The 26,803-nt window shown below is 71.2% G+C and carries 28 protein-coding genes; 18 read left to right on the forward strand and 10 right to left on the reverse strand.

The features are described 5' to 3' along the window. Nucleotides 1–3 precede the first annotated feature (3 nt). Both ACH47Z_RS07830 and ACH47Z_RS07835 read left to right on the forward strand, forming a co-directional pair. The gene (locus tag ACH47Z_RS07830) at nt 4–999 is read left to right on the forward strand and encodes a hypothetical protein (RefSeq protein WP_399071678.1); all 996 of its coding nucleotides are present in this window, start codon (nt 4–6) and stop codon (nt 997–999) included. Continuing rightward, entirely contained in the window at nt 996–1,874 is an 879-nt protein-coding gene (locus ACH47Z_RS07835) for a DUF6339 family protein (RefSeq protein WP_399071680.1), read from the forward strand. The genes ACH47Z_RS07830 and ACH47Z_RS07835 overlap by 4 nt, the downstream gene beginning before the upstream one ends. 45 nt (nt 1,875–1,919) lie before the next feature. Here the strand turns inward: ACH47Z_RS07835 and ACH47Z_RS07840 are convergent, their stop codons facing one another. From ACH47Z_RS07840 to ACH47Z_RS07855, 4 genes are all read right to left on the reverse strand, one after another. Continuing rightward, nucleotides 1,920–3,278: a DNA cytosine methyltransferase gene (locus ACH47Z_RS07840; RefSeq protein WP_399071684.1), complete on the reverse strand. Its 1,359-nt coding sequence runs from the start codon at nt 3,276–3,278 to the stop codon at nt 1,920–1,922. 11 nt (nt 3,279–3,289) lie between these two features. Then, complete coding sequence (locus ACH47Z_RS07845) at nt 3,290–4,285, reverse strand: DNA cytosine methyltransferase (RefSeq protein WP_399071686.1); 996 nt, start codon at nt 4,283–4,285, stop codon at nt 3,290–3,292. Next, entirely contained in the window at nt 4,282–4,683 is a 402-nt protein-coding gene (locus ACH47Z_RS07850) for a very short patch repair endonuclease (RefSeq protein WP_399071689.1), read from the reverse strand. Before ACH47Z_RS07850 ends, ACH47Z_RS07845 begins: the two co-directional genes overlap by 4 nt. 164 nt (nt 4,684–4,847) lie before the next feature. Further along, nucleotides 4,848–5,873, reverse strand: coding sequence for a hypothetical protein (locus tag ACH47Z_RS07855; RefSeq protein ID WP_399071691.1), 1,026 nt, complete (start codon nt 5,871–5,873; stop codon nt 4,848–4,850). Nucleotides 5,874–6,002: 129 nt separating this feature from the next. On the opposite strand from ACH47Z_RS07855, the gene ACH47Z_RS07860 reads away from it, so the two are divergent. Together ACH47Z_RS07860 and ACH47Z_RS07865 are read left to right on the forward strand one after the other, a co-directional pair. After that, complete coding sequence (locus tag ACH47Z_RS07860; protein ID WP_399072314.1) at nt 6,003–7,016, forward strand: permease; 1,014 nt, start codon at nt 6,003–6,005, stop codon at nt 7,014–7,016. Continuing rightward, the gene (locus tag ACH47Z_RS07865) at nt 7,013–7,747 is read left to right on the forward strand and encodes a TIGR03943 family putative permease subunit (protein ID WP_399071694.1); all 735 of its coding nucleotides are present in this window, start codon (nt 7,013–7,015) and stop codon (nt 7,745–7,747) included. The genes ACH47Z_RS07860 and ACH47Z_RS07865 overlap by 4 nt, the downstream gene beginning before the upstream one ends. On the opposite strand, the gene ACH47Z_RS07870 is transcribed toward ACH47Z_RS07865, so the two are convergent. Then, the gene (locus tag ACH47Z_RS07870; protein ID WP_399071696.1) at nt 7,737–9,212 is read right to left on the reverse strand and encodes a beta-1,6-galactanase; all 1,476 of its coding nucleotides are present in this window, start codon (nt 9,210–9,212) and stop codon (nt 7,737–7,739) included. The genes ACH47Z_RS07865 and ACH47Z_RS07870 overlap by 11 nt on opposite strands. A 218-nt stretch (nt 9,213–9,430) precedes the next feature. Here ACH47Z_RS07870 and ACH47Z_RS07875 point away from each other — a divergent pair, with 218 nt between their 5' ends. Further along, the gene (locus tag ACH47Z_RS07875; RefSeq protein ID WP_399071698.1) at nt 9,431–10,231 is read left to right on the forward strand and encodes a class E sortase; all 801 of its coding nucleotides are present in this window, start codon (nt 9,431–9,433) and stop codon (nt 10,229–10,231) included. A 5-nt stretch (nt 10,232–10,236) separates the two neighbouring features. On the opposite strand, the gene ACH47Z_RS07880 is transcribed toward ACH47Z_RS07875, so the two are convergent. Next, nucleotides 10,237–11,637 carry an MFS transporter gene (locus tag ACH47Z_RS07880; protein WP_399071700.1) on the reverse strand — a complete coding sequence of 467 codons (1,401 nt, stop codon included), beginning with the start codon at nt 11,635–11,637 and terminating at the stop codon, nt 10,237–10,239. Between the two features lie 120 nt (nt 11,638–11,757). On the opposite strand from ACH47Z_RS07880, the gene ACH47Z_RS07885 reads away from it, so the two are divergent. Then, a complete protein-coding gene (locus ACH47Z_RS07885) occupies nt 11,758–12,294 on the forward strand; it encodes a winged helix-turn-helix transcriptional regulator (RefSeq protein ID WP_399071702.1) in 537 nt (178 codons plus the stop codon). 6 nt (nt 12,295–12,300) lie between these two features. Here the strand turns inward: ACH47Z_RS07885 and ACH47Z_RS07890 are convergent, their stop codons facing one another. Further along, nucleotides 12,301–13,128: a serine hydrolase domain-containing protein gene (locus ACH47Z_RS07890; protein ID WP_399071704.1), complete on the reverse strand. Its 828-nt coding sequence runs from the start codon at nt 13,126–13,128 to the stop codon at nt 12,301–12,303. Nucleotides 13,129–13,246: 118 nt separating this feature from the next. Between ACH47Z_RS07890 and ACH47Z_RS07895 the strand changes: the two genes are divergently transcribed. The 3 genes from ACH47Z_RS07895 to ACH47Z_RS07905 all read left to right on the forward strand — a co-directional run bounded on the left by ACH47Z_RS07895 (nt 13,247) and on the right by ACH47Z_RS07905 (nt 15,348). After that, entirely contained in the window at nt 13,247–13,543 is a 297-nt protein-coding gene (locus ACH47Z_RS07895) for a DUF6412 domain-containing protein (protein WP_399071706.1), read from the forward strand. A gap of 96 nt (nt 13,544–13,639) precedes the next feature. Continuing rightward, the gene (locus ACH47Z_RS07900) at nt 13,640–14,362 is read left to right on the forward strand and encodes a YidC/Oxa1 family membrane protein insertase (RefSeq protein WP_399071708.1); all 723 of its coding nucleotides are present in this window, start codon (nt 13,640–13,642) and stop codon (nt 14,360–14,362) included. Nucleotides 14,363–14,490: 128 nt separating this feature from the next. Next, on the forward strand, nt 14,491–15,348 hold the full coding sequence (locus ACH47Z_RS07905) for a fumarylacetoacetate hydrolase family protein (RefSeq protein WP_399071710.1): 858 nt from the start codon (nt 14,491–14,493) through the stop codon (nt 15,346–15,348). Nucleotides 15,349–15,351: 3 nt separating this feature from the next. Here the strand turns inward: ACH47Z_RS07905 and ACH47Z_RS07910 are convergent, their stop codons facing one another. The 3 genes from ACH47Z_RS07910 to ACH47Z_RS07920 form a co-directional block, all read right to left on the reverse strand. Beyond that, nucleotides 15,352–16,224: an LLM class F420-dependent oxidoreductase gene (locus tag ACH47Z_RS07910; protein WP_399071712.1), complete on the reverse strand. Its 873-nt coding sequence runs from the start codon at nt 16,222–16,224 to the stop codon at nt 15,352–15,354. Nucleotides 16,225–16,311: 87 nt separating this feature from the next. Further along, nucleotides 16,312–16,806, reverse strand: a complete 495-nt coding sequence (locus tag ACH47Z_RS07915) for a heme-degrading domain-containing protein (protein ID WP_399071714.1) — start codon at nt 16,804–16,806, stop codon at nt 16,312–16,314. Beyond that, the gene (locus ACH47Z_RS07920) at nt 16,806–17,888 is read right to left on the reverse strand and encodes a Gfo/Idh/MocA family oxidoreductase (protein ID WP_399071716.1); all 1,083 of its coding nucleotides are present in this window, start codon (nt 17,886–17,888) and stop codon (nt 16,806–16,808) included. Before ACH47Z_RS07920 ends, ACH47Z_RS07915 begins: the two co-directional genes overlap by 1 nt. 48 nt (nt 17,889–17,936) lie before the next feature. On the opposite strand from ACH47Z_RS07920, the gene ACH47Z_RS07925 reads away from it, so the two are divergent. The 9 genes from ACH47Z_RS07925 to ACH47Z_RS07965 all read left to right on the forward strand — a co-directional run bounded on the left by ACH47Z_RS07925 (nt 17,937) and on the right by ACH47Z_RS07965 (nt 26,675). Further along, the gene (locus tag ACH47Z_RS07925) at nt 17,937–19,100 is read left to right on the forward strand and encodes an ROK family transcriptional regulator (RefSeq protein ID WP_399072317.1); all 1,164 of its coding nucleotides are present in this window, start codon (nt 17,937–17,939) and stop codon (nt 19,098–19,100) included. Between the two features lie 173 nt (nt 19,101–19,273). After that, a complete protein-coding gene (locus tag ACH47Z_RS07930; RefSeq protein ID WP_399071718.1) occupies nt 19,274–20,143 on the forward strand; it encodes a hypothetical protein in 870 nt (289 codons plus the stop codon). 88 nt (nt 20,144–20,231) lie between these two features. Continuing rightward, nucleotides 20,232–20,987, forward strand: a complete 756-nt coding sequence (locus ACH47Z_RS07935; protein WP_399071720.1) for a GntR family transcriptional regulator — start codon at nt 20,232–20,234, stop codon at nt 20,985–20,987. Between the two features lie 132 nt (nt 20,988–21,119). Further along, the gene (locus ACH47Z_RS07940; protein WP_399071722.1) at nt 21,120–22,244 is read left to right on the forward strand and encodes a TIGR03364 family FAD-dependent oxidoreductase; all 1,125 of its coding nucleotides are present in this window, start codon (nt 21,120–21,122) and stop codon (nt 22,242–22,244) included. An 8-nt stretch (nt 22,245–22,252) separates the two neighbouring features. Continuing rightward, nucleotides 22,253–22,945, forward strand: a complete 693-nt coding sequence (locus ACH47Z_RS07945; RefSeq protein ID WP_399071724.1) for a phosphonatase-like hydrolase — start codon at nt 22,253–22,255, stop codon at nt 22,943–22,945. A 1-nt stretch (nt 22,946) separates the two neighbouring features. Continuing rightward, nucleotides 22,947–24,011 carry an ABC transporter ATP-binding protein gene (locus ACH47Z_RS07950; RefSeq protein ID WP_399071727.1) on the forward strand — a complete coding sequence of 355 codons (1,065 nt, stop codon included), beginning with the start codon at nt 22,947–22,949 and terminating at the stop codon, nt 24,009–24,011. Further along, on the forward strand, nt 24,004–24,786 hold the full coding sequence (locus ACH47Z_RS07955; protein ID WP_399071729.1) for a 2-aminoethylphosphonate ABC transporter permease subunit: 783 nt from the start codon (nt 24,004–24,006) through the stop codon (nt 24,784–24,786). Before ACH47Z_RS07950 ends, ACH47Z_RS07955 begins: the two co-directional genes overlap by 8 nt. After that, a complete protein-coding gene (locus tag ACH47Z_RS07960) occupies nt 24,773–25,570 on the forward strand; it encodes an ABC transporter permease (RefSeq protein ID WP_399071731.1) in 798 nt (265 codons plus the stop codon). The genes ACH47Z_RS07955 and ACH47Z_RS07960 overlap by 14 nt, the downstream gene beginning before the upstream one ends. 49 nt (nt 25,571–25,619) lie before the next feature. After that, complete coding sequence (locus ACH47Z_RS07965) at nt 25,620–26,675, forward strand: 2-aminoethylphosphonate ABC transporter substrate-binding protein (protein WP_399071733.1); 1,056 nt, start codon at nt 25,620–25,622, stop codon at nt 26,673–26,675. Nucleotides 26,676–26,803 lie beyond the last annotated feature (128 nt).

Raw genomic sequence — 26,803 nt, forward strand, 5'->3', positions numbered from 1 at the left:
CGCGTGAAGATCTACCCGTACAAGCGGCTCAACCGGCCGGTCACGCTCAGGGTGACCTCGGTATCCCTCAAGCTCTCCGACGGCACTCGTGACCAACTGGAGACCACCGCGTACTCGACCCAGCAGCAGGCCGTCGCGCTCGGCATCGCGGGCCACACCGACTGGGTCAGCGCCACGATCGCCCTCTCGGCGACACTGCCGCCCGGGGCGAACGCGCCGGACGCGGCCTGGTCCGATCTGTGTGTCCTCGCTGTGCTGACGGACGGTGAGACCAATATCCGCACGTCCACGGAGCTCACACGCGACGCGCAGGACGGCCGGGACTGGTCGGGCTCCGTGGAAGTGCTCCGTGACGACCACTTGGGGCGAGCCTCCCTCGCCGTGTACGCCGTCGGGACCGTGGACGGAGTGCGTGGACGGTCGATCGCCGAGACCGACCGGAACTGGATCATCGACACGGTCTCCGATGAGCCGGTCCGTGGGCTCCAACTGGACGTCCAGACAGCATCGTTCAAGAGAAGCTCCCGCGAGTGGCTCCAGGCCTACGCTGACGCGCCCTGGATCGTGGACGCCTCGGCGAGAGTACCCACCGTGTTCGTGAACACCGATGTCGAGGGTGTCATCGGCCTGTTGGACAGCAACGGCTCGGGTGTGGAGAGCAAGGTGCGTGACCTCCTGGTCGCTCAGATGGCCACCGACGTCTGGACCGCGGTGTTCCACGGTGCCATCGGTGATCTGGAGGTGGAACCTGGCGGCGGCCCGGTCTTCCCGACCGACTGGCAGGGCGAGGTACTGCGGGAGATGCTCCCGGACGTGATTCCCGGCGTCCATGTCGAGGAGGCACTACGACAGGTTCATCGCCGGCGCACCGGCGACTCGGGCTGGGTGGAGCTCCAGACGCGTATCCACTATGCGGCGGTCCGCCGTGCCGATGCCACCAAGGCGCTCGCCTATGTCATTCGCAGTCTGGAACAGATGAACCGGGAGAGTGAAACGTGATCACCCAGCCGAACCATGTACCGGAGCGCCTGGGGCTGCTCGCCACCTCGACGGTCGATCCGTTCCTTACCGAGGAACTGCTCAAAGGTGAACAGGTGCACGGCGGCATCGATCTCGCCAAGGTCGTCGATCCGCTTCCCGAGGACGACGCCAGATGGTGGGTCGAACCGATCCGAAGCCTGGTGGAAGACGCCATGTTCGAGTTTCGGGAGGACCGCACCCGAGCCGACGCATGGCTCGCGCCACGGCTCCATGCCACGCTGCGCCTGACACGGCGGGAGGCGGCGGACAAGCGTCTGTGGAACCACCTCGCACTGGCGGTGGCTCCCGACTACGTGGTCTGGCGTCACCTTTCGGAACCGACGGCGAAGAAGCCGGAAAGGCGCGTCCCCGCGGAGCGCTTCCGGGGGTCTGCTGACCGGCAGTGTTTCTCACGCCTGTGGTGGGCAGCAGAGCTGTTCAGGAACGGGGCGGACTACGAACCGGTCGAGGCAGCCTGTGGAAATCAGGACCTCATCCACAGTGTTCTGAAGAAGGAGATAATCGACCACCGTCCCACTGCTCAGGCCATCGTCCGCCTGTTGAAGAGTGGATTGGTCACCACCGGGCGAGAGGTCGATGGCCTCAGCGTCGCGATCAACGCGGCCGGTGCAACCCTGATCTACGACACCCTCGCGCCGGATCGACCCCGCAACCCCGTCCATCTGCGGGACTGGATCGCAGAAGCGGAATCAGCGCCACCGGTCGAGCGGTACGAACTCCCGAAGGGGCCCGACGAGGACCCCGTCCCGGAGAAGTCCGTGGTCGCGCTCACTGACTATTTCGCCGAACTGTTCGAGACGGCGCCGGTCAGGGGCAGGAAGGGCGGGGACTGACCTGGTGCTGTGAGGGCTGCCGCAGAGCCCTCCGGCGGGTTCGAACTACTGCGCCGACGCCTTCTTCTTGCGCGGGCGCACGGAAGAGGGGGGCGCCACCTGGTCCTTGGGTCGCGGGCACCTGTCGGTGCAGTCGTTAGCGGCCCCGCAGCCGTTGCTTCGCAGTTTGGCCCGCTGCTCCTCCGTGGCCGGCTGCCACGGCTTCCACAGTGTCTCCGCGGCCGGCCTGGGTAGGCCGAGAGCGGCGCTCAGCAGGTGCGCACCGAACAGGGGCGGTACGGCGTTGCCCACCTGTTGGGCCTGCGCCGTACCGGACCAGGGATAGTCCGGCGGGAAGCTCTGCAGCATCCCCGCCTCGTTCATGCTGAACCGCGGGCCTTCGTAGACGATGTTCTCATCGAGGTGCTCGAAGACCACGAAGCGGGAGATACGGCCGGTGACGGTGGTGGCGGGCTGCTGGTCGGTCCGCACTCCACGCCTCCCCGGGTTCCCGGAACTGCCGTAGTTCGAGCGGACCAAGAAGGGAGTGACACGCCCCGGATGCGAGCCCACCGGGTTCGCGAGGGCATCACGCATCGACCTCCAGGGTCGCAGGTCCGTGTCGCTCTTCGATGCGGTTGTGCCCTCGTAGAGGGTCGGCTGATGGACCTGCTCCGCGGCCTGGTCGGCCTCGCTCGTTCCGTTCCTCCGGTTCCATTCCTTCGCTTCGTAGGAACGGTGAGTCGGTGGGGGAAGCGAGGGCTCGCCGAGCCCTGCACGCCGAGCGATCAACACCGCGCGGGATCGCGTCTGCGGCACCCCGTAGGTCTCGGTGTCGAGGACGTCGACGACGACCTTGTACTTGGTCTTGTCGGGGAGTCCTGTCTCCTCCAGCACCTTGGCGTAGTGCTCCCAGAGCGGGGCCACCGCGGGGACCTGCTCGAGGACGATGACGTCGTACGGTCGGTTCTCCCGGTTCGGGCTCCGGGTCGCCTGAATCGCGTATCGGAGAGGTTCGAGGACCAGTGCGGTGCGTGGATCGGTGAGAGTCTTCAGGTCCTCATCGATCTCCTGGTCGGTGTCGCCCGCCATCAGCCGCTCGATGTACTCCTTGACCCTGTCCAGGGCTTGGCGCCCGGCGCCGTGCCCGGCCACCGAGTACGTCTGGCACGGCGGGCCACCGGCGAGTACGTTGATCTCTGGCGGCAGTGACTCGAAGGCATCCCTGCGCACCGCGCTCACATCGGCGTGGAGGGTGTCCAGCCCGGCCGCGTACCGCGTCAGACACGCACTTTTGTCCCACTCGATGCCGAGACTCGGGATGTCGAGCGCGTGCCCAGCGACATCCAGCCCTCCGGGCCCTGCGAAGAGATCCAGGACAAAAGGCTTGTCGAGGATGGACTGGTGGTGCGCCGTGCTGGTCATGTGGCGGAAGTCTAGCCAGCCGCGGGGACAGCCGGATCCCCGTTCAGTGCTTCGGCCACGGCCCGTCCCAGCGCCTCTCCGACAGGCGGCGGTGTCGCGTGCCCGATCTGGCGGTACCGGGCGGTCTTGAGCCCGGCGATCTCCCATGATTCGGGGAAGCCCTGGAGGATGGCCGTCTGGTCCACTGTGATCCGTACCAGTCCGTCGTCCCCGAGTGACGGATCCCACTTGAAGTCACGGTCAGGCAGCTCGTTCCCGAACGACTTGGTGTAGACCCCCATCCGTCGCCACTTGGCCTTCGTACCACTCGGCCCGAAGTCCGCGCCTCCGTGCGCCTTGGAGCCGCCCACCAAGGTCGGCGCCACACTCGTCGCCTGGGCTGCCCAGCGGTCGGCGTCCGGCCAGCCGCCGGAACGCATCGACGGCGCCAGCGCCTCTCCGACCGACACGTGCTCGTGGACGGTGGGCCGAGGCGGCCGGAAGGCGCCCGCCCACCCCTGCTTGACGGCCGCGAGGATGCCCAGCATGCGGTCCTGGGGGACTCCGAAGTCGGAGGCGTTCAGGACGAACCAGGCCGGCTCGTAGCCGAGGTGCTCCAACTCTTCGCGGAGGAAGTCCCGTATCGGCGCGAAGGAGTCCTCGTCGACCAAGGTGGGCACGTTCTCGATGATCAGCGCTCGTGGTTGGACGGCGTGGATCAGATAGGCGGTCGCCTCGATGAGGCGGAGCTCGGTGTCGGACGATCGGCGGGTCACTGTCGCGCTCGACTTCACCCGGGGGAGACCGGCCGCCAGCAGATCGACGTCGTAACTCTGCGGGTGCTCGCTCGGATCGAAGTCCAACAGGTCTGCCTGGAGCACATTCCAATGCGGACGATTGGACCGCAGGGTTCTGCAGGCGTCGTCGTCCTCGTCGAGCAGCAGTCGCGGCTCGAACCCGGCCCGCTCCAGCCCCAGAGCGAGTCCGCCGGCCCCCGCGCATACATCGACAAAGGTCAGTCCGCTCAACGATGCTTCCCCCGTCTCTGCTGGGCCCGCCGCCGCTCGACCGCCGCTGCGACACGAAGCGCCACGTCGGCCGGCGCTTCATGCTCCCAGAAGCGCAGTACTTCCCACCCGGCGCTTACGAGGTGCTCCGTAGTCTCCACGTCACGCGCCATGTTGCGGTCGAGCTTCTGGCGCCACCACTCTGCGTTCGCCCTTGGCTGCGTCGCGTGTTCGGGGCAGCCGTGCCAGAAGCAGCCGTCGATGAGGACGGCCACCTTGACCGATGTGAAGGCGACGTCGATCCGGCGTCGCGCCATGCCCGGCACCGGGTACTCCACGCGATAGCGCAGGCCGGCCGCGTGCAGGAGGCGTCGGACCAGCAGTTCGGCCGCCGTATCCTTGCTCGCCTGCCTGCTCATGCGGGCGGAGACGGAGGGCGACGACGGCTTCATTGTGCTCAAGGCGGCTGTGCCTCACGATCGTGGCTCGGTCCCGACGACAGCCGAGTCCGTGGCGATCGAATCGTCGGACCGCGGCTGTCGTGTCGATTCCATCACGGGGGCGAGCGCTACCGCACCGGGCTTCAGGCCCCCGAGCCGCCGTGGCAGCCGTCGTACCCCTCGGCCGACCCGCACCAACACCCCGCCCCCGGCTCCGGCGGCCAAGCCACCGCCCTCCCCCGCGCCGCCAACGTCGTCGCGTACTGCGGCAGCAACGTCACGTCCCCCGGTGACGCCCCCTCCGACGCCGCGAACGCCTCGTACGACGGAACCGTGCCCGTCACGATGCCCAGGTTCCCCGTGCCGGAGCCGGACAGTTCGCGCAGCGAGGACTCTATGGTCGACAGGTGTCCCTCGTGGGAGGGGTACTCCGCAGACAGGGTCGGGTACGCCGACAGCAGCTCGGTCAGTTCCGGCGCCGGCCAGTGGAGGATCGCCACCGGGAACGGGCGGGAGAGAGCCTCCCTGTAGGCGCCCAGTTCGGCCTGGAGGCGGGAGATCTCTGCCGCCAGTTCCGCCGGGTTGTCCGAGCCGAGGGACCAGACGCGTTTGGGGTCGTGGAGTTCGTCCAACGACACGGGGGCGGTGTGGAGGGTGTCCGCCAGGGTGTCCCAGGTGTCGTGCGGCAGGCCCAGCATGCGGCGGACGCGGTGGCGGCCGTAGAGGAGGGGGTGGGTGGAGGTCGCCGGGTCCGTTTCCTGGTCGGTCGGCAGGAGCAGGCTGGCTCCCTCCGTGAAGGTCGCCTCCGCCGCCTCCAGCTCGTCGTGGGCCTCCAGGGACTCCGCGATGATCAGCCAGGGGGACGGGTCGCGGGGGGCCGCCACCCGGAGGCCGTCGATGATCGCCCTCGCCTCCGCCTCGTGGCCGTACTCCCAGAGGTTCGACGCCTTCAGGGCCCGTACCAGGGCGGGGTTGTCCAGACCTTCCGCGGAGCTCAGCAGGCGGTCGTAGAGGGCTGTCGCGGCGGGGCGGTCGCCGGAGAGTTCCAGGTGGGCCGCCGCGCGCAGGAGCAGGGCTTCGGCGTCCTCGGGATACAGGCCGGCGGTTCGCTCCAGGCGTGCCGCTTCGGCGGTGTGGTCGACGTTCTCGGCAGGCGTGTCGGGGCGCATGAGGGACACCGTACTGCCGGGCGCTGACAAAAGTGAGGCGCGGTGGGGGCGTACAGGAGGGCCCGCTATCGTCGTGCGTGATCTCAGGTATGGGCATCCAGTGGGGGTTGCGTGAAGAGCGCCGGTGGGGTGGTCGAGGCCGAGAGCGGTCAGCAGGCTGTCGAGGGTGAGCAGGGTGCCCCGCTGCCTCCGTACTGGCCGCTGCTGCTCGTCGGCGCCGCTGTCGTGCCCGGCGCCCTCCTCTTCCTCATCGGGCGGTGGGGGGATGCCCCTGCCGTGCAGGCCTGGCGGACCGTGTGTCTTGCCGTCACCGTGCAGGCGATGCCCTTTCTGCTGCTCGGGACCGCGCTGTCCGGGGCGATCAACGCGTTCGTGCCCGAGCGGGTGTTTCAGCGGTTCCTGCCCCGGCGGGCCGTTCTCGCCGTTCCGGTGGCCGGGGTTGCCGGGGTTGTGCTGCCGGGGTGTGAGTGTGCCTCCGTGCCGGTCGCCAACAGTCTGATCGGCCGAGGAGTACCCCCGTCCGCCGCGTTCGCGTTTCTGCTGTCCGCGCCCGCCATCAATCCCGTTGTTCTCACCGCCACCGCGGTCGCGTTTCCCGGGCAGCCCGTCATGGTGCTGGCCCGGTTGCTCGCCTCGCTCGCCACGGCTGTCGTCATGGGGTGGCTGTGGTTGCGGTTCGGGCGGGCGGAGTGGCTCAGGCCCGCGGTACGGCAGCAGCACACCGGGCACCGGGACGGGCGCAGCCGGTGGGACGAGTTCCGGAGTGGTTTCCAGCACGACTTTCTGCACGCCGGTGGGTTTCTCGTGCTCGGGGCCATGGCGGCGGCCACCTTCAACGTCGCCGTTCCGCGGTCCGTGCTCGACACCTTCGCCGGGTCGACCTGGCTGTCCGTGATCTTTCTGGCCGGGCTCGCCGTGCTGCTCGCTGTCTGTTCCGAGGCCGATGCCTTTCTCGCCGCCTCTCTCACCGGGTTTCCGGCGGTGGCGCGGCTCGTGTTCATGGTGGTGGGGCCGATGGTCGATCTGAAGCTCATCGCCCTTCAGGCCGGGACGTTCGGGCGGGCCTTCGCCGTGCGGTTCTCCGCCGCCACCGTCGTCGTCGCCGTCGCGTGCAGCGCGCTGATCGGGGGGTTCCTGCTGTGAGAAGGTCGCTTCAGGCGGGGCTGCTCCTGCTCTGCGGGCTCGGGCTGCTCCAGATCTCCCTCTTCACCGACCTGTGCCTGCGGTACGTCAAGGAGGGCATGCGGCCCCTGCTCATCGCCTCCGGGGTCGTGCTGGTCCTCCTCGGTATCGCCGGCGCCCTTCTCGATCGCCGGAAGGGGGACGAGGAGCAGCATCATCACGGGCACGACCACTCCGGTCTTCCCCGTGTCTCCTGGCTGCTCCTCCTCCCCGCGCTCAGCCTGCTCTTCTACGCCCCGCCCGCCCTCGGCGCCTACACCGCCGCCCGGCAGCCGGCCAAGGTCATCGCGCAGCGGAGTGACTTCGATCCGTTGCCGAGCACCTCGCCGCTGCCCATGACCCTCTCCGACTTCACCAGCCGGGTGCAGCAGGACCGCGGGCAGGCCATCAACGGGCGGACCGTCCTGATGACCGGGATCGTCACGCCGCACGGGGGCGGCAGCTGGGATCTGACGCGGATCATCATCAACTGCTGTGCCGCGGACGCCCAGTCCGTGAAGGTGCGGATCTACGGCGGTACCGTGCCGCCCGCCAACAGTTGGGTGTCGGTCACCGGGACCTGGCACCCCGGCGGGCGGCTGGGTACCAGGTCCGCGCCGGTCGCGCTGGACGCCCTGACGGTGAAGAAGATCGCCCGGCCGCTCAACGGCTACCAGGACGCCCTTCCGCTGGGCTCGACCGTCACACGGTGACCCCGTCCACCTGGAGGGTCTGCACCGACTTCGCCGCGAAGGGGACCGAGACCGTCTTGCCGGACAGGTGCGTGTCCGAGTGGGACGTGTACAGGTCCGCGCCGCCCGTCGTCACCGTGTTCCAGCGGGGGACCAGGCCGCCCGTGCCGCCCGTCACCGAGGAGAAGCCCGACAGGTCGAAGGTCAGGGTCGTGGCGGAGGAGGACGTGTTCGCGGCCACGATGACCAGGCGTTTCGCCGTCCTGTCCAGGGCCGCCACCGCGTAGCTGGCTCCCGTGTCCAGGATCGTCATGCCCGGGCGGATGTGGCGGGTGAACTGGGCCAGTGTGTAGTACTTGGTCTGGATCGCGCCCGGCTGGAGGGTCGAGGCGTCGTACGCGATCGTCGCCCAGCCCGAGCTGGGGTCCATCACCTGCCAGTACACCCAGGCGGTGGGGTGCAGCCAGCGGAAGTCGTAGAGGAGGTTGCTCGCCAGGGTGAGGCCCGTCGAGTCGCTGTCCCCGGTCTCGGAGTTCCACAGGGCCTTGCCGGACGTCGTCACCACGTCCGAGTAGAGGAGGTCGCGGCGGCCGCCCGAGCCCTGGTAGCCGTGGACGTTGACCCGGTCGACGTAGCCCTTCGTCGTGGCGGAGAAGGAGTCCCAGGTGGTGCGGGCCAGGTCGTAACTCGTCTCGTCCGACGCCGAGATCCTCGTCCCCGTCAGGCCGCGCTTGTCCAACTCGCTGCGCAGGTACGGCAGTACGGCCGCTTGGACGGTGGCGTCCATGTGGCAGCCCTCCTGCGTGCCGGTCGCCGTCCACCAGGACGAGGACGGCTCGTTGAAGGCCTCGACCGTGGAGAAGCTCACGCCCCAGTTCTGCTGCGCGTACAGCGCCACCGCGGCCAGGTGGGAGGCGTGCTGGCGGTAGTTCCAGGACTGGAGGTTGTTGCCGCCGTCCGAGGCGCCGGACGGGTTGTGGTTCAGGCACATCCACCACATCGGTGAGTTGGCGAACAGCTCGGTGGTCGCACCGCGTTGGGTCGCCTTCACCAGCATCGCGCGCTGGGTCGCGTCCGCCGTCCACTTGAACGACGAGGAGGTCGGGTCCTCGCTCGTCCAGTCCTGCCAGTACCCCTCGATCTGCTTGAACTTCGGGATGTTGGGGGAGGCGACCATCGACGCGCCGCTCACGCTGTTCCAGCTGGACGCGCCCAGGTTGTAGCGGGCGATGTTCAGGCCCAGGCCGGGAAGGGCCGTGCCGTTGTACGTCGTCGTCTTCGTCGTGAAGAAGATGTCGGCGAAGTCGTCCCGCGCGCCGAAGACGTTCGCCCACCAGGCCAGGGACGTGCCCCAGCCCTCCCACGTGCCGTAGGTGGCGGACGGGTTGACCGATATCGTCGCGTCCGCGCGCGCCGTGCCCGTGGCCAGGGCGCTGCCCAGGATGCCGCCGCCCGCCGCGGCCAACAGTGTTCTGCGTCGGATCATGGGTTCTCCGCCTCTTCGCTTCTTCGCTTCTCCGTTGCGACTTCGGCAGGAAGCATCGGGGGTGGCGGGTGAGGCTGTCGAGAGTTCTGACAGTACTTTCTCAAACCCATTGAGGAAGCCCGCGTCACATCCCGGACGCCTGGTGACTATGGCCAGTTGTGCGCACTGCGCCTATCGTGCGGGCGGCTCCCGTGGAGGCGGGTCGGAGGTGGATGCGGATGCTCGCGGCGTCGGGTGTGCGGGTCGTACGGCACAGCGACCGGCGCAGGCGTGTCCGGCGCCGGCGGATGCTGTGGGGCGGCGGCGAGGCGCTCGTCACCGTCGGGGTGCTGCTCATGCTGCTGGTCGTGCACCAGCTGTGGTGGACCAACTTGGAGGCCCGGCGCGGCGCCGAACGGCAGGTGCAGGCCCTGGAGCGGGAGTGGGGCAACCCGGGGTCCGGTGCCGGCGCCGGTACCGGCAGTGGGGGACCGGTCCCCTCGCCCACGACCCCCTCGGCCGACCCCGGCAGGGCCAAGTCCCCTACGCCGCAGCCCTCGTACGTCCCCGTCGCCGCCCTCCCCCCACGCTCCCAGGCGTACGCCGTCCTCGACATCCCCCGCCTCGGACTGCGCGTCCCCGTCGCCGAGGGCGTGAGCAAGGCCGACGTCCTCAACAAGGGGTACGTCGGCCATTACCGGGGCACCGGGCAGCCGGGCCAGGCGGGGAACTTCGCGCTCGCCGGGCACCGGAACACGCACGGCGAGCCCTTCCGGTATCTGCCCCGGCTGCGGCGCGGGGACGAGATCGAGGTGGAGACGCGGACGGCGACGTACACGTACGACGTCGACCAGATCCTGCCGCAGACCTCCGCCACGGACTCGGGGGTCGTCCGGCCCGTCCCGCGCTCCCTCGTCCGGCCGTCCTACGGCTACGACGCCCCCGGCTACTACATCACCCTGACCACCTGCACCCCCGAGTTCACCTCGCGCTACCGGATGGTGGTCTGGGGGACGTTGGTGTCCATGCGGCCCCGTTAGCTCCGCTACGCCCGCTCCCGCAGTGCCACCACGCTCACCGCCCCCACCGCCGCCAGCCCCGCCGACACCAGCAGGGCGAGATTCGCGCCGTGGGCCAGGGGGCCGGAGGAGGTGGCGAGGGCGATGGTCAGGGCGACGCCGGCGCAGGAGCCGATGTAGCGGAAGGTCTGCTGGGCGCCGGAGCCCATGGCGGCGCGTTCGCGCGGGACCGAGTCCACGGCGAGCAGGGGCAGCGCGCCGTTGAGCAGGCCGCTGCCCACGCCGCCGATGATCAGGCCGGGCAGCAGCCGGGTCCAGGAACCGGAGCCGAGGGTGCCGAGCATGGTCAGGACGGCGATGGTGTGGAGCGTGAAGCCGACGGCCAGTTGTGCGCGCGGGGCGATGCGGCCGGCCAGGTGCTTGACCTGGAGGGCGACCGCGAAGCTCAGGCCGGACCAGAGCAGGAACAGCCAGGCCGTGTTCAGGGGGGACAGGTGGAGCGTCTGCTGGAGCAGGGTCGGCAGGAAGCTGAACATGCCGATCACCGCGAGGCCGGTGAACAGACCGCCTGCCGAGGAGGCCAGGAAGGGGGCGTGGCGCAGCAGGCCGAGGTCGATCATGGGGGTGCGGGTCCGGCGTTCCACCGCCACGAAGAGCGCGATCAGGACGACCGTGGCCGCGAAAAGGAGGCCGACCGGTGTGCGCAGCCAGCCGTCCCGGCCCAGGGTCAGGGCCGCGACCAGGGAGACCAGGGCCAGGCCGAAGGTCAGTGCGCCGAGGACGTCCGGGCGGCCGCCGCGCGGGGCGCGGGACTCGGTGAGCGCGCGGGTGCCCAGTGCGGCCACCACAACGGCTGCGGCGCCGAGGATGCCGTACGCCACCCGCCAGTTCGGTAGCGCGCCCGAGACCAGCGGGCCGGCCGCGATGCCGCCGCTGACGAAGGCGCCCCAGACGCCGGTCGCGTGCAGTCGGCCGCGCGGGGAGGGGAAGGCGGCCACCAGCAGGCCCAGGCTGCTCGCGAGGAGGGCCGCGCTGGCCGCGCCCTGAGCGATGCGGGCCAGGGTGAACTGCCAGGTGGATGTCGTGAACGCGCCGAGGGCGGTGGTGAGGCCGAGGGCCAGGGTGCCGCTGAGGAAGAGCCGGCGGCGGCCGTAGTCGTCGGCGAGGCTGCCGGCCACCAGCAGGAGGGCGGCGAGGCCCAGCGGGGTGCCGTTCAGCAGCCAGGCCTGGCCGGAGAGCGGGGTGTGCAGGGCGCGCGCCGTGTCCGGGAGCGTGACCATCGGGGCCGTGTACGTCATCAGCGCCACGGCGGTGGCCGCGCTGGTCAGGGCGAGGGTGGCCCGGGGGCGTACGGGGGCGTCCCGGGCGGTTCCGGTGCCGGTGGATGCGGGAGATGCGGGGGTGGTGACGGGGTCGAGCCCGGTCATGGCAGGTCCTGTCCCTCCGGGAAAGTTCGGTTCGGTCATTGAACCTAGCTGTCCCGGCCACCGTAACATGTAGGTTCGGTCACCGAACCAAGGAGTCGGAAAGTCGTTACAGTGGACGGCATGGCACTGGGCAAGGACTACGCGACACAGGAGTGCTCGATCGCTCGCGCACTCGAGATCGTCGGCGAGCGCTGGACGCTGCTCGTCGTCCGGGACGCGCTGTACGGCGTGCGGCGCTACAACGACTTCCTGGTCCACCTCGGCATCCCGCGTGCCGTCCTCTCGGCCCGCCTCCGGATGCTCACCGAAGAGGGCATCCTCGAGAAGTGCCGGTACCAGCAGTCGCCGCCCCGGGACGAGTACGTCCTCACCGAGCGCGGGATCGCCCTGTGGCCCACCCTGCGCGCCCTCGGACTGTGGGCCCGCGAGCACCTCACCGAGACCCGGCTGCGCACCTTCCGGCACGTGGACTGCGGTACGGAACTCGGGCCGTACGGCGAATGTCCCGCGTGCGGGGCCGCCGTACCGGTCGGGGACGTGGTCATGCATCCCGGTCCGGGGCTCGACCGGGACCCGGCCGACCCGGTCAGCCGCGCTCTGCTGAAGCCGAAGCGGCTGCTGGAGCCCCTGGAGCCGATGGAAACCGCTTCTGTGTGACGTTCCTCAGGAGCGCTCTCTGAGGATGTCGATCCCGGCCCGGTCGGTCTCCTCCGGGTCGGTATTGAGCCGGTGGACGACCACCCACCGGCCGTCCGCCATCGCCCCGGCGAAGAGCGAGGCGTCCCGGGTCGCCCCGTTGTGCCAGAGCAGCGGCCCGGACGTCTGCCACGAGGGGGCCGGATCGCCCAGCCGGCGCTCGACCGCCAGCCGGACCAGCAGATCGGCGACCGCGCGCGGAGTGGCCCACAGTCCACCCGCCGGAAGGATCGCTCCGTTCATCGTCCAGGGCCGGCGGTCCCGGCCGAACCACCCCGGGGCGAGCAGCCGCCGCTCCGCGTCCGGCCGCACGCTCACCTCGGCCACGTCCAGCGGCCGCAGGACATGCTCGGCGAGCAGCTCCTCGTACGGCGCACCGGCCGCCGCGACCAGGGCCGCGCCCAACACCGCGTACCCCAGATTGGAGTACTCCTCCTCCCGCCCCGGCGGCCTGACCACGACCCTGTCCAGCCGGCCGAGCAGCCGGTGCAGGGCGTCGCGGTCGAAGCCGGCGTACGGATCCCGGACGGACGTCCCGGGCGGGAGGCGGGGCAGTCCGGAGGTGTGGTCGGCCAGGTTGCGCAGGGTGATGCCGGTGCCGGCGGGAGCGGCGGGGAGATGGCGCTCGAGCGGGTCGTCCGGGTCGAGCAGGCCCGCGGCGGCCATGCGCATCAGGGCGGTGCCGGTGAGCACCTTGGTGAAGGAGCCGATCTCGACGTACCGGTCCACCGCGTGGCCGTCGCTGACCCGCGCGACGGATGAACCGGTCAGGACGCAGCTCGGTGTGCGAGGCACGCGCGTACTCCCCCCACGACTCCCCCTCGGTCGAGTCGATCATATGAACTCTCAGGTATAAAGGGCATACAGACACCGGTGGTTGCTCACGGGGAGGGACAGGATGAGGCGCGGGTTCGTGTCGTCGCGTACGGTCGCCTCGCTGCTGCTCGTCCTGCTGCCGGTCCTGCTGCTCGACACCGGCAACCTCTCCGCGACCGTGGCGCTGGCCGCGACCGCCGCCGCCGGTTCCGCGCTCACCGTCTGCGCCCTCCTCGCCGCCCGCAGCGCCCCGGCCGTACCGCCCACGCGCGTGCGTACGGCGATCCGGGACCGGGCCAGGCGTACGGCCTTCCTGCCCCAGTGTGATCCCGACGCGCCCGGCCGCCGACGGCCCAGGGCACCCGGACACGCCCTCCCGGCGACCGCCGCGTAGGGCACGCGCGCTCTTCCTGTACGTGACCCCGCGCGGGTCGTCATGCCGTTCTGATCTTTTCCGGCACGACGAGACCCTCGGAGGGCTCACCCACCCATGTCCGTTTTCGCTGTCTTCGCCCGTCTGGTCGAGCACCTCGCCGACCTGCTCACCCCGCTGTTCCACGCCTCCGCTGCCGCCGCCGCGATCGTCCTGTTCACCGCGCTCGTACGGCTCCTCGTCCACCCGCTGTCCCGCGCCGCCGCCCGTGGCCAGCGGGCCCGGGCCGAGCTGCAGCCGAGGATCGCCGAGCTGCGCACGAAGCACGCCAAGGATCCGCAGCGGCTGCAGAAGGCCGTACTGGAACTGCACGCCGAGGAGAAGGTCTCACCGCTCTCCGGCTGCCTGCCCAGCCTCCTCCAACTGCCCGCGTTCTTCCTCCTGTACCACCTCTTCTCCAGCTCCACGATCGGCGGCGAGAGCAACGGGCTGCTCGGCCACGCGCTGTTCGCGGCGCCGCTCGGCGGGCGCTGGGCCGACGCGCTCGGCGACGGCGGGCCGTTCGGGCCGGCCGGACTGGTCTACCTCGGGCTCTTCGCGCTCGTCGCGGCCGTCGCCGCCTTCAACTTCCGGCGCACCAAGCGGATGATGGCGAGCAACCCGGTCGCCGTGGGCGGCGCGGGCGAGCAGGTGCCGGGGCTCGGCGCGGTCAACAAGCTCATGCCGTTCATGTCGTTCTTCACGCTCGTCACCGTGGCGGTCGTCCCACTCGCCGCCGCGCTGTACGTCGTCACCAGCACGACCTGGAGCGCCGTGGAGCGGGCCGCGCTGTACCGGTAGCGGGGTGCGGTTACGGTCCAGTACGTGAACAGGGTCTTGCGGAGTGGACCGTGGGATTGGAGGATCGGCCAGTCCTCCGATGGCTGCACCCATCGGCCGGGCGCCCGCGATCGAGGGAGATGGTGACCATGAAGCTGCTGCGAGTCGGTACGGCGGGAGCGGAGCGGCCCGCGCTGCTCGACGCCGAGGGGATCCTGCGGGACCTGTCGGGCCTCGTGGCCGACATCGACGGCGCGCTCCTCGCCGACGAGGCCGCCCTCGCCCGGGTACGGGCGGCCGCCGAGTCCGGTGAGCTGCCCGCGCTGGACGCGACCGGGCTGCGGATCGGTCCGCCGCTCGGCCGCATCGGCAAGATCGTGTGCATCGGGCTCAACTACCACGACCACGCCCGCGAGACCGGCGCCGAGCCGCCCGCCGAACCGGTCGTCTTCTTCAAGGCGCCGGACACGGTGGTCGGGCCGAACGACACCGTGCTCGTCCCTCGCGGGTCGGTGAAGACCGACTGGGAGGTGGAGCTGGCCGTCGTCATCGGACGTACGGCCCGCTATGTCGAGTCGGCCGAGGAGGCGCTCGGGCACGTCGCCGGGTACGCCGTCGCCCACGACGTCTCCGAGCGGGAGTTCCAGATCGAGCGGGGCGGCACCTGGGACAAGGGCAAGAACTGCGAGACGTTCAACCCGCTGGGGCCCTGGCTGGTGACGGCCGACGAGGTCGCCGACCCACAGAGTCTGTCACTGAAGCTGTGGGTGAACGGCGAGCTGAAGCAGGACGGCACGACGGCCGAGCAGATCTTCCCGGTGGCCGAAGTCGTGCGGTACGTCAGCCAGTTCATGACCCTGTACCCCGGAGACGTCATCAACACGGGCACGCCGGCCGGGGTCGCCATGGGACGGCCCGAGCCCAAGCCGTATCTCCGCGCCGGGGACGTGGTGGAGCTGGAGATCGCCGGGCTCGGCCGTCAGCGGCAGGAGCTCAAGGACGCGTAGGCGTCACTTCAGCAGGTGAGCCAGCCTGCGCCACTCCTCCCTCGGCAGGGACTCCCTCTCGCCGCCGGCGACGATCTGCAGGGCCACGTGGTCCGCGCCGGCCTGGTGGAAGGTGTCGATGCGGTCGCGGACGCGGTTCTCGTCGCCCCAGGCGAAGACGGCGTCGACCAGGCGGTCGCTGCCGCCGTCGGCCAGGTCGTCCTCGGTGAAGCCGAGGCGGAGGAAGTTGTCGGTGTAGTTCGGCAGCGCGAGGTACATCGCGAGGGTGTCGCGGGCGAGGGAGCGGGCCCGGGACGGGTCGGGCTCCAGGACCACCTTCAGCTCGGGCGCCAGCAGCGGGCCCTCGCCGAGGATCTCGCGGGCCCGGGCGGTGTGCTCCGCGGTGACCAGGTACGGCACCGCGCCCGCCGCCCGGTCCCGGGACAGCTCCAGGGTCTTCGGGCCGAGCGCGGCCAGCACCCGGCGGTTCGCGGGCACGCCGGCCGCGTCGAGGGCGTCGAGGTAGGCGACCAGGGCCGAGTACGGGCGGCGGTACTGCTCGGCGAGCTTGGCGTGGCTCACGCCGAGGCCGAGCACGAAACGGCCGGGGTGGGCCGCGTCCACCTCGGCGAAGGCGGCCGCGCTCTCCTGGGCGTCGTACTGCCAGATGCTCTGGATGCTGGTGCCGACGGTGAGCGTGCCGGTCGCCTCGAGGAGCGGTACGGCGTGCCGGGCGGCGCTGCTGCCGCCCAGCCACACGGCTCCGAAGTCGAGTTCCTCCAACTCGGCCGCCGCTTCGGCCAGTTCGCCGCGCCGGGAGGGATCCTCCGCGCGCAGGCCGATGTTCCAGATGCCGTACCGGCCGATGCTGTCCTTCAACGTGCTCGCGGTGCTCATGGGGCTGTCCCTCCGGATGGGGCCTTGATCGTCACGTCTGCAGCCATTCCCAACCGGAGGGACACCGCCACGGATTCCCGCCAGGTGTCATACCTTCAGAAACTCCTCCAGCGCCGCCACGACGAACCGGTGGTCGTCCAGCTGGGGCAGGCCGGAGACGGTCACCGCGCCGATGACGCCCACGTTCTCCACGGTGATGGGGAACGAGCCGCCGTGGGCCGCGTAGGTGTCGGGGTCCAGGCGGGAGGAGTCCTCGAAGGTCGTGCCCTTGGCGCGGAAGCGGGCGCCGACGAGGTAGGAGGAGGCGCCGTAGCGTTCCACCACCCGGCGCTTGCGGGCGATCCAGGCGTCGTTGTCCGGGGTGGAGCCGGGCAGGGCCGCGTGGAAGAGCTGCTGGCCGGCCCGGTGGATGTCGATCGCGACCGGCGCCTGGCGCTCCCGGGCCAGCTCGACCAGGAGCGAGCCGAGGGCCCAGGCGTCGTCGTGGGTGAACTGCCGGAAGACCAGGCGGCGTTCCTGTGCGGCCAGTTCCTCGACGGACGGGGTCAGTTCGGGGGTGGTCCGGGGGGAGATCTGGGGCATCAGAGGGTCACCGTCACCTTGTCGCGGGCGGAGCGCCGGGCGGCTTCGAGTACGTCGAGGGCGGCGGCCGCCTCCAGGGCGGTCACCGGGTTGGGGGCGGCGCCGCGCACGGCCGCGGCGACGGCCGCGTAGTAGGCGGGGTAGTCGCCCGGCAGGGTCGGTACGGGGGTGCCGCCACCGGTCAGCGGGGACTCACCCGCGCCGATACGGCCCCAGAGGGACTCGGGTTCGGCGCCCCACTGCGGGCCCGGCCGCAGGCCTTCGCGCAGGGCGGCCTCCTGCGGGTCCAGGCCGTACTTCACGTAGCCCGCCCGCGAGCCGAGGACGCGGAAGCGGGGGCCGAGCTGGGGGGTCGTGGCGGAGACGTAGAGGTGGGAGCGGACGCCGCTCGCGTGCGTGACGGCGATGAAGGTGTCGTCGTCGGTCTCGGCGCCGGGGCGGCGGATGTCCGTCTCGGCGTACACCTCGGTGGCCGGGCCGAAGAGGACCAGGGCCTGGTCGACGACGTGGCTGCCGAGGTCGTAGAGGAGACCTCCGATCTCTGCCGGGTCGCCGGACTCGCGCCAGCCGCCCTTCGGCTGCGGTCGCCAGCGCTCGAAGCGGGACTCGAAGCGCCGTACGTCGCCCAGATCCCCCTGGGAGATCAGCCGGCGCAGGGTCAGGAAGTCGTTGTCCCAGCGGCGGTTCTGGAAGACGGACAGCAGCAGGCCGCGCTCCTCGGCGAGGGCCGCGAGATCACGGGCCTCGGCGGCGGTACCGGCGACCGGCTTGTCCACGACCACCGGCAGGCCCGCCTTGAGGGCGGTGCCGGCGAGCGGGACGTGCGTCTTGTTCGGGGACGCGATGACGATCAGGTCCAGCTCGTCGGCGCGGTCGAACAGCTCCTCGGGGGCGGCGGTCGTGCGGACGTCCGGGAACTCCGACCGGGCCTGCTCCTGCCGCTCGGGGTTCGAGGTGACCACGGTGTCCAGGGCGAGGCCCTCGGTGGCGGCGATCAGCGGGGCGTGGAAGACGGAGCCGGCGAGGCCGTAGCCGATCAGGCCGACGCGGAGGGGGGTGGCAGCAGTCATGGGTTCAGCCATGGGTCCTACTTTCGCAACGCTGTTGCCAAAGTGCAAGTGACGGGGACAATGGGTGGCGTGAACAGGACGAGCACGGGGATGGGGAGCGGTCTGCCGACCGGGGCGAATCTGGGGGCGGTGCGGTCGCACAACACCGCCCTGGTGCTGGGGCTGCTGCGGGACGCCGGGGCGGAGGGCATCAGCCGGCTCGAACTCGCCGAGCGCACCGGGCTGACCCCGCAGGCCGTCAGCAAGATCACCGCGCGGCTGCGGGAGGACGGGTACGCGGCGGAGGCCGGGCGCCGGGCGTCGACCGGGGGCAAGCCACGGACCGTACTGCGGCTGGTGCCGGAGGCCGGGCATGCGGTGGGGGTGCATCTGGAGCGGGACGCGCTGCGGGCGGTGCTCGTCGATCTGGACGGGGCCGTGGTGGCGGAGCGGCGGGCGGAGCTGGATCTGGGGGCCGGGGCGGAGGCGGTGCTCGGGATGGTGCTCCGGGTGGTGGAGGAGCTGGTGGGGGACGGCCTGGGCCCCGGGGACGAGGGCGGCCTTTCCGGGGTCGGGTCGCTGCTCGGGGTAGGGGTGGCGCTGCCCGGTCCGCTCGATCATGTGCGGGGCGTGCTGCACCGGGTGACCGGTTTCCCTTCGTGGGACGGCTTTCCGTTGCGGGACGTGCTGGAAACTCGGCTGGGGGTGCCGGTGGTGGTGGACAAGGACACCAACGCCGCGGCGCTTGGGCTCTCGGTCGGGGGTGAGGGCGTCTGTGGATCCTTCGCGTATCTGCATCTCGGTACGGGGCTCGGGGCCGGGTTGGTGATCGGCGGGAACGTGCACCGAGGGGCGCGGACCGGGGCGGGGGAGTTCGGGCACCAGGTGATCCAGCTGGACGGTCCGCCGTGCTCGTGCGGCAACCGCGGGTGCGTGGAGGCGCTGTGCCTCGCGGCGGTGGGGCGCGGTGAGCCCGGGGAGGCGGCGCGGGTCCTGGGGGTGGGGGCGGCGAATCTGGTGGGGCTGCTGGACATCGATGCGGTGCTGCTCGGGGGGCGGACGGTGGGTGCGGCGCCGGAGGTCTATGTGCGGGGGGTGGGTGAGGTGCTGGAGGCCCGGGCCCGGCGGGAGGGGGCCGGTGGGGGATCGGTACCGGTCCGCCTGGCCGCGGGCGGGGAGCGGGTCGTCGCCGAGGGGGCCGCGCAGTTGCTGTTGGCGCCGTTGTTCGGGCGGGGGGAGGGGTGAGGGGGCCTGCGCTGGGGCCGGGTCGACCGGTGGGTGCGGACCCGCGGTCGGCCACCGGCCTCAGGGCCGACCGCGCTGTCTGTCGGCTCCCCACGGGTCGGCTGATCGAGCGGACTTCCCGCCCGTCCCCGGAGCGGCACCCCTGCACACCCCCGGACATCCGGCATGGTCATGTGTTCATGCGATGGTGTACGTCCCGACCCCAGTCCCCGTCCCCACCCGGGTTCTCCTCCCTCCGCCTCGTGCTCGTCGTCACGGCAGCCGCGGCCACCGTTCTCGTGTCGCCCACCCCCGCCCACCCCACCCCCTCCCCCTCCTGTGTCGGTACGGACGCGCACGCGTTCCCGCTCTCCGCGCGGATTCGTGGCGGACCGGGGTCGTACGAGCCGGGGGGCGGTTACGGCACCTGGTACATCGACCTCACCAACACCACCCGCCACACCTGCACCGGCATCCACCCGGTCGTCGTCCTCGTCGACGGCAAACGCGCGCTGAAGCCCGGCCAGCCCCAGCTGGACTTCTACGACGGCGCCCGGGCCCGGCGGGTGTCGTTCGAGAGCACCGACGAGCAGGAGCTGGTGGGGGTGCTGGACGGGGCAGGGTTCGCCGGGTTCGCCGTACCGGCCGGGCGGACCGTCAGCGTCAAGGTGAGGCTCGCGCTCACCTCCGACGCCGTGGCCGACCAGGTCACCGCCAGCGCCGCCGTGGTCCAGCGCAGGGGCGCGGACGGGGACTGGGTCGGGGAGTCCAACGCGTACCGGTTCGCGATCGAGGAGGGCGGTAAGGGGGACGCCGACCTCACGACGCCCGAACCCGGCCGTACCCAGGACGGCGGAGCCCTTCCGCCCGCCCCCACCCCCGGCACCCATGCCCGTACCCCTGCTCCCGCCTTCCCCTTCGCCGAAACGGCGCAGGAAGCCGGCGAGCGCGCACGCGAGTTGTCGCGTACCGGGCTCGGGCTCGCCCATGGGCTGTTCGCGGCCGTCCTCGCCCTGGTGGCCGTCGGCGGCGGCGCGTTCCTCCTCGCCCGCCGACGCCGCTGAAGCCGGGGTCTCGTATCCGGGTCCCGTATCCGGGTCCCGTATCCGGGCCCCGTTCGGGAAACCGCACCCCGTCTGCGACGATCCCTGCGTGGACTACCCGAACGACCAGGCCCCCGGCGCCCCCGTCCGCTCCGGCATCCCCGAGCACGGGCGCATCCCCAAGTACTACGCGGTGAAGGCTCGGATCGCCGCGCTCCTCGACGAGCTGGGGGAGGGCAGGTCCATCCCCACCGAGCGGGATCTGGCCGAGCGGTACGACGTCGCGCGTGAGACCGTGCGGCAGGCGGTGCGGGAGCTGGTGCTGGAGGGGCGGCTGCGACGCCAGGGGCGCGGGACCGTCGTCGCCGGGCCCAAGCTGGAACAGCCGCTGTCCCTCGCCAGCTACACCGAGGGCGTGCGCCGCCAGGGGCGTACCCCCGGCCGTACCCTCGTCACCCTCGACCGCTTCCCCTGCCCGGACGCCCTCGCCGCCGAGACCGGGCTCACCCGGGGCGAGCCCGTGTGGCACCTGGAGCGGGTGCTGCTCGCCGACGAGGAGCGGGTCGGGCTGGAGAGCACGTACGTCGCCGTCGCCCGGGTGCCCCGGCTGGACGCCGACTTCGACCCCGACTCCTCCTTCTACGGCTACCTCACCGCCCAGGGCGTCGCCTTCGGTGACGCCGACGAGCGCATCGAGACCGTGCTCGCCACCCCCCGCGAGGCCCTGCTCATCGGCACCCCGCCGGCCCTGCCCATGCTGCTGATCCACCGTGTCTCCCGGGACACGGAGGGACGCCCGCTGGAGCGCGTGCGCTCGCTCTACCGCGGGGACCGGTTCTCCTTCACCACCCATCTGCGCGGCTGAAAAACGATCACTCGGACACTCTCAGAGTTATCACGAAAAGATAACGGGTCTAGCCCAAACGTGATGGGTCGTTCACGCTCTCGTTGTCAGCCGGATGTCTCCGGTTACCCGATCCCGAGGAGCGTTGCCGCCGTGAGAGTGACAGTCGTCGGAGCAGGCGTGGTGGGCACCATGCACGCCTGGCAGGCAGTGGAGCGCGGCCACCAGGTCGTCCAGATCGAGCGGGAGGCGGAGGCGCGCGGCGCCTCGCTGCGCAACTTCGGACAGATCTGGGTCAGTGGCCGCGCCGGCGGAGAAGAGCTGCGGACCGCGCTGCGGGCGCGGGAGCTGTGGGAGGGCATCGGCGCCCGCGTGCCGAAGCTGGGCTTTCGGGCCAACGGGTCGCTGACCCCGGTGCACGGCGACCTCGAACGCGCCGTCGCCGAGGCCGCCGTGGCCCGCCCGGACGCCGCCGCCCGCGGCTACCGGCTGCTGACCCCCGGCGAGGCGCGGGCCCTCAACCCCGCCCTGCGCGGCGACTTCACCGCCGCCCTGTACTGCGAGCGGGACGCGGCCGTCGAGCCCCGTACCGCCCAACTGGCCCTGCGCGAAGAGCTGTTGAAGTCCCCCAACTACACCTTCCTGCCGGGCCGCGAGGTCCGCGAGGTGGTCGGCGCCGGAGCCGTCCGCGACGACCACGGAGACGTCCACCACGCCGACACGGTCGTGCTGTGCACGGGCGCCTGGCTCGGCGGACTCGTCCGCGAACTGGCCGGCCCCGACCTGCCCGTGCGCCGGGTCCGCCTCCAGATGATGCAGACCGACCCGCTGGGCGAACCGCTGACCACCTCGGTCGCGGACGCCGACAGCTTCCGCTACTACCCGGCCTACGCCTCCCCGGCACTGGACGCGCTCAACGCCGGCTGGCCGCAGCCGGAGACCGCCGCCGCACACCGCATGCAGCTGCTCATGGTGCAGCGCGCCGACGGCGGACTGACCATCGGCGACACCCACGAGTACGAGCACCCCTTCGCCTTCGACACCGTCGAGGAGCCGTACGAGCACCTCACCGGGGTCGTCGAGTCCCTCCTCGGGCGCCCGCTGCCGCGCATCCGCCGCCGCTGGGCCGGTGTGTACGCGCAGTGCACCGACCCGGGCCGGGTCGTCCACCGGCAGCGGGTGAGCGACGGGGTGTGGCTGGTCACCGGGCCCGGCGGGCGCGGCATGACCTGCTCCCCCGCGATAGCCGAGACCACCGCGAACGAACTGGGCTGGTGAGAACCCCGATGAACACTGCGGACATCCGTCTCGTCGTGCTCGACATGGCCGGTACGACCGTCGCCGACGGCGGCCTCGTCGAGCGCGCCTTCGCCGCCGCCGCGGCCGACCTGGGCGTCGAACCCGGCTCGGCCGAGCACGCCGAGCACCTCGCGTACGTCCGGGCCACCATGGGCGAGTCCAAGATCTCCGTCTTCCGGCACCTGTTCGGCGACGAGGAACGTGCCCGACGGGCCAACACCGCCTTCGAGAAGGCGTACGGCGAACTGGTCGACGCCGGTCTGATCGCGCCCGTCCCCGGGGCCCGCGAGGCCATCGAGGAACTCACCGGCAGCGGCCGCACCGTCGTCCTGACCACCGGCTTCGCCCGCGTCACCCAGGACGCGATCCTCGACGCCCTCGGCTGGCGCGACCTCGTCCCGCTCACCCTGTGCCCGGCCGACGCCGGCGGGCGCGGGCGGCCGTACCCGGACATGGTCCTGGCGGCCTTCGTCCGCACCAAGGCCGCCGAGGACGTGACACAGATCGCCGTCGCCGGGGACACCTCGTACGACGTGCTCAGCGGGGTACGGGCGGGCGCCGGCCTGGTCGCCGGCGTACGCACCGGCGCCCACGGGGACGCGGAGTTCCGGGCCGCCGGGGCCACCCATGTCCTCGATTCCGTCGCCGACCTGCCCGCCCTGATCACAGGAACCGAGTGACATGGGCATCCGCTTCGACTCCGTCACCGTCGCCTACGACGGAAACGTCGTCCTCGACGCTCTCGACCTGACCGTCGAGCCCGGCGAGGTCATGGCGCTGCTCGGGCCGTCCGGCTCCGGCAAGACCACCGCGCTGCGGGCGGTCGCCGGGTTCGTACGGCCCGTGGCCGGGCGGGTGCTCCTCGGCGGCCGGGATGTGACGGACCTGCCGCCGTACCGGCGGGGCATCGGCATGGTGGTCCAGCAGTACGCCCTCTTCCCGCACATGCGCGTCGACGAGAACGTGGCCTTCGGGCTCAGGGCCCGGCGCGTGAGCAAGGGCGAGACACGGCAACGGGTCGCCGAGGCGCTGGAGATGACCGGCATGGCCGCCTACGCCCGCCGCCACCCGCGCGAACTGTCCGGCGGACAGCAGCAGCGGGTCGCCATCGCCCGCGCGCTGGCCATCCGGCCGGACGTCCTCCTCCTGGACGAGCCCCTGTCCGCACTGGACGCCCAGCTGCGCTCCGGAATGCTGGCCGAACTGGCCCGGCTGCACCGGGAGTTGCCCGACGTCTGCATGCTGTACGTCACCCACGACCAGGTCGAGGCGCTGACGCTGGCCGACCGGATCGCCGTCATGGACAAGGCGCGGCTGCAAGCGTGCGGCACGCCGAGGGAGCTGTACCGGGCCCCCACCGACGCGTTCACCGCCTCCTTCGTGGGCGGCGCGAATCTGGTGCCGGTGACCGTCGGCTCCGGCGGAGTCTCCTTCGCGGGCACGGAGCTGAAGGTCGACACGCGGGGTGTGGTCGCGGGTGCGCGGGCCACGTTGTGCGTACGGCCGCATGTCGTCGGGCTGGAGCCGGGGCCGGAACAGGGGCCGGGGGTCAACCAACTCACCGGCGTCGTACGGGAGATCCAGTGGCGGGGGGCCACGCACCGGCTGTACGTCGAGGTCGACGGGCACACTGTCATGGCGGACGTGCGTGAGCTGAGGGATCCGCCGGTCCACGGGGACTCGGTGACGTTGCACTTCGCTCCCGAGGACGCGGTGCTGCTGCCCGCAGGGGTCACCCATGAGTAGGCGTCTGCTGTGGGCCCTGCCCCCGGTGGCCCTCCTCGCGCTCTTCTTCCTTTATCCCCTCGCCCTCGTCGGCCGGCAGTCCTTCCAGCCCGACACCGGCGGCACCTCCCTCCAGCCGTACGCCGACGTCTTCGCCTCCGAGGCCTTCCGGCACGCGCTGTGGACCACGGTGTGGCTGGCCCTCGCCTCCACCCTCGGCTGTCTGGTCCTCGGGTTCCTGCTGGCGCTGGTCATCGCGTTCGTACCGTTTCCCGGGGCGAAGGCGGTGGCGCGGTTCATCGACGTGTACCTGTCCTTCCCGTCCTTCCTGATCACGCTGGCGCTGCTGTTCATCTACGGCACCACGGGGATCATCGGTTCCTTCCCGTTCCTCACCACGCCCTGGGGTGTGCTGCTGGCGGAGGTCACGTACTTCACGCCGTTCGTGATGCGACCGCTGCTCGCCGCCTTCTCGCAGCTGGACACCGCGCAGCTGGAGGCGGCCAGTTCGCTGGGGGCGCGGGCGCCGCGGATCGTACGGCGGGTGATCCTGCCGGAGGCGCTGCCCGCGCTCGCGGCCGGCGGGAGTCTCGTGCTGGTGCTCTGCCTCAACGAGTTCGGGATCGTGCTGTTCACCGGCGCGAAGGGGGTCACCACCCTGCCGATGCTCGTCTACAGCAAGGCGATCCTGGAGTCCGACTACCCGGGCGCGTGTGTGGTCGCCGTCGTCAACGTCCTGATCTCCGTGGGGCTGTACGGCCTCTACCGGGTGGTGAGCCGTCGTGCTGGTGCATAGCCGCAGGGCCAGGTGGGTGGTGTGGGCGGTGTTCCTCGTCCTCTTCCTGCCGCTGTTCGCCCTGCCCCTCCTCGTCGTCCTCGGCGCCTCCTTGGCCACCCACTGGTCCGGCGTCCTGCCCTCGGGCCCGACCGGCGCCAACTACCGCGCCGCCACCCGCGGCGAGGCCCTCCAGGCGCTCACCACCAGCCTGCTCACGGCCACCGCCGCCAGCCTGCTCGCGCTGACCGTCGGCACCTGGGCAGCGCTGGCCGGGGCGGCGCTGAAGCAGCGGTACCGGCGGATCATGGACGCCCTGTTCGTGCTACCGGTCGCCGTGCCCTCCGTCGTCGTGGGACTGTCGGTCCTGGTGGCGTTCTCCAAGCCGCCCCTGCTGCTCAACGGCACCCGGTGGATCGTGATCCTCGCCCACACCGTGCTGGTCACCGCCTTCGCCCACCAGTCCGTGTCGGCCGCGATCACCCGCCTCGACCCGGCCTACGAGCAGGCCGCCGCCTCCCTCGGCGCCCGCCCCGCCCATGTCCTGTGGCGGGTCCGCCTCCCCCTGCTCCTGCCCTCCCTCACCGCCGCCGCAGGCCTCTGCTTCGCCCTGTCCATGGGCGAGCTGAGCGCCACGATGATGCTCTACCCGCCCGACTGGACCCCGTTGCCCGTCCTGATCTACGCGGCCACCGACCGCGGCGCCCTGTTCACCGGCTCGGCCGTGGCCGTCGTCCTGATGACCGCGACCCTGCTCGTCCTGTTCGCCGTCTCCCGGGTCCGCACCCGGGCGTCGCACCGCTGACCCACGTAAGTCAGTAACCCCCTTGAAAACGCCAGGAGTTGGCCTCGCCATGCCCAGAAACCGCCTCGCGCTCGCCACAGCCCTCGCTGTCCTCGCCACCCCCGCGCTGTCCGCCTGCGGCGGCTCCTCCTCCGCCTCCGACGCCAAGGTCGTCACCGTCTACAGCGCCGACGGCCTGAAGGGCGAGAACGGCGACGGCTGGTACGACAAGGTCTTCGCCGACTTCACCCGGCAGACCGGCATCAAGGTCAAGTACGTCGAGGGTGGCTCGGGCGAGATGGTGCAGCGCGCCGTCCGCGAGAAGAGCAACCCGCAGGCCGACGTGCTGGTCACCCTGCCGCCCTTCATCCAGGAGGCCGACGCCAAGGGCCTGCTGCAGAAGTACGAGGTGAAGGACGCCGGCCAGGTCAGCGGCGCCGACAAGGCCACGGACGGCACCTGGATCCCGGTCGTCAACAACTACTTCGGCTTCGTCTACAACAAGAAGGAGCTGAAGCAGGCCCCGAAGACGTGGGACGAGCTGCTCGACGCCCAGTACAAGAACAAGCTCCAGTACTCGACCCCGGGCGTCGCCGGTGACGGCACCGCCGTCCTCATCAAGGCCGTCCACGACTTCGGCGGCAAGGACGCCGCCCTCGCCTATCTGAAGAAGCTCCAGGCCAACAACGTCGGCCCGTCCGCCTCCACCGGCAAGCTCGCGCCCAAGGTCGACAAGGGCGAGCTGCTCGTCGCCAACGGCGATGTGCAGATGAACTACGCCCAGTCCCGGACCATGCCCAACCTCGGCATCTGGTTCCCGGCGGGAAAGGACGGCAAGCCCTCCACCTTCGCCCTGCCCTACGCGGCCGGCCTGGTCACCAAGGCCCCGCACGGCGCGAACGGCAGGAAGCTGCTCGACTTCATGCTCGCGCGGAAGCAGCAGCAGGAGGTCAGCTCCATCGGCGGCGGCTTCAGCGCCCGCCAGGACGTCAAGGCCACCGACACCAACGCCATCGCCCTGACCAGGCTGATGGACGGCGTGGACGTCTTCGAGCCCGACTGGACCGACATCAACACGAACCTCACGTCGTACGTCGAGGACTGGAAGTCGGCGACCGGGAGCTGAGCCGATCGACAGGTGGACGGCAGGGTCAGGATCAGGCCATCGAACACTAGGCTGGTGGCGCCGGTACGCCGTGGTTCCGGCGCCCCCTTTCCCGCCCCTGCTTTCGTGACCGTACGTACGCCAGGAGA

The organism is Streptomyces sp. NPDC020192 (assembly GCF_044388685.1).
GTDB lineage: Bacteria > Actinomycetota > Actinomycetes > Streptomycetales > Streptomycetaceae > Streptomyces.

Excerpts from the sequence above, each read along its gene's own strand:
- ACH47Z_RS07955 (WP_399071729.1), top strand. The coding sequence starts at position 24,004 with ATGAGTAGGCGTCTGCTGTGGGCCCTGCCCCCGGTGGCCCTCCTCGCG.
- ACH47Z_RS07950 (WP_399071727.1), top strand. The coding sequence starts at position 22,947 with ATGGGCATCCGCTTCGACTCCGTCACCGTCGCCTACGACGGAAACGTC.
- ACH47Z_RS07840 (WP_399071684.1), bottom strand. The coding sequence starts at position 3,278 with ATGACCAGCACGGCGCACCACCAGTCCATCCTCGACAAGCCTTTTGTC.
- ACH47Z_RS07905 (WP_399071710.1), top strand. The coding sequence starts at position 14,491 with ATGAAGCTGCTGCGAGTCGGTACGGCGGGAGCGGAGCGGCCCGCGCTG.
- ACH47Z_RS07910 (WP_399071712.1), bottom strand. The coding sequence starts at position 16,224 with ATGAGCACCGCGAGCACGTTGAAGGACAGCATCGGCCGGTACGGCATC.
- ACH47Z_RS07875 (WP_399071698.1), top strand. The coding sequence starts at position 9,431 with ATGCTCGCGGCGTCGGGTGTGCGGGTCGTACGGCACAGCGACCGGCGC.
- ACH47Z_RS07855 (WP_399071691.1), bottom strand. The coding sequence starts at position 5,873 with ATGCGCCCCGACACGCCTGCCGAGAACGTCGACCACACCGCCGAAGCG.
- ACH47Z_RS07965 (WP_399071733.1), top strand. The coding sequence starts at position 25,620 with ATGCCCAGAAACCGCCTCGCGCTCGCCACAGCCCTCGCTGTCCTCGCC.
- ACH47Z_RS07850 (WP_399071689.1), bottom strand. The coding sequence starts at position 4,683 with ATGAGCAGGCAGGCGAGCAAGGATACGGCGGCCGAACTGCTGGTCCGA.
- ACH47Z_RS07885 (WP_399071702.1), top strand. The coding sequence starts at position 11,758 with ATGGCACTGGGCAAGGACTACGCGACACAGGAGTGCTCGATCGCTCGC.
- ACH47Z_RS07920 (WP_399071716.1), bottom strand. The coding sequence starts at position 17,888 with ATGGCTGAACCCATGACTGCTGCCACCCCCCTCCGCGTCGGCCTGATC.
- ACH47Z_RS07915 (WP_399071714.1), bottom strand. The coding sequence starts at position 16,806 with ATGCCCCAGATCTCCCCCCGGACCACCCCCGAACTGACCCCGTCCGTC.
- ACH47Z_RS07900 (WP_399071708.1), top strand. The coding sequence starts at position 13,640 with ATGTCCGTTTTCGCTGTCTTCGCCCGTCTGGTCGAGCACCTCGCCGAC.
- ACH47Z_RS07880 (WP_399071700.1), bottom strand. The coding sequence starts at position 11,637 with ATGACCGGGCTCGACCCCGTCACCACCCCCGCATCTCCCGCATCCACC.
- ACH47Z_RS07925 (WP_399072317.1), top strand. The coding sequence starts at position 17,937 with ATGGGTGGCGTGAACAGGACGAGCACGGGGATGGGGAGCGGTCTGCCG.
- ACH47Z_RS07945 (WP_399071724.1), top strand. The coding sequence starts at position 22,253 with ATGAACACTGCGGACATCCGTCTCGTCGTGCTCGACATGGCCGGTACG.
- ACH47Z_RS07870 (WP_399071696.1), bottom strand. The coding sequence starts at position 9,212 with ATGATCCGACGCAGAACACTGTTGGCCGCGGCGGGCGGCGGCATCCTG.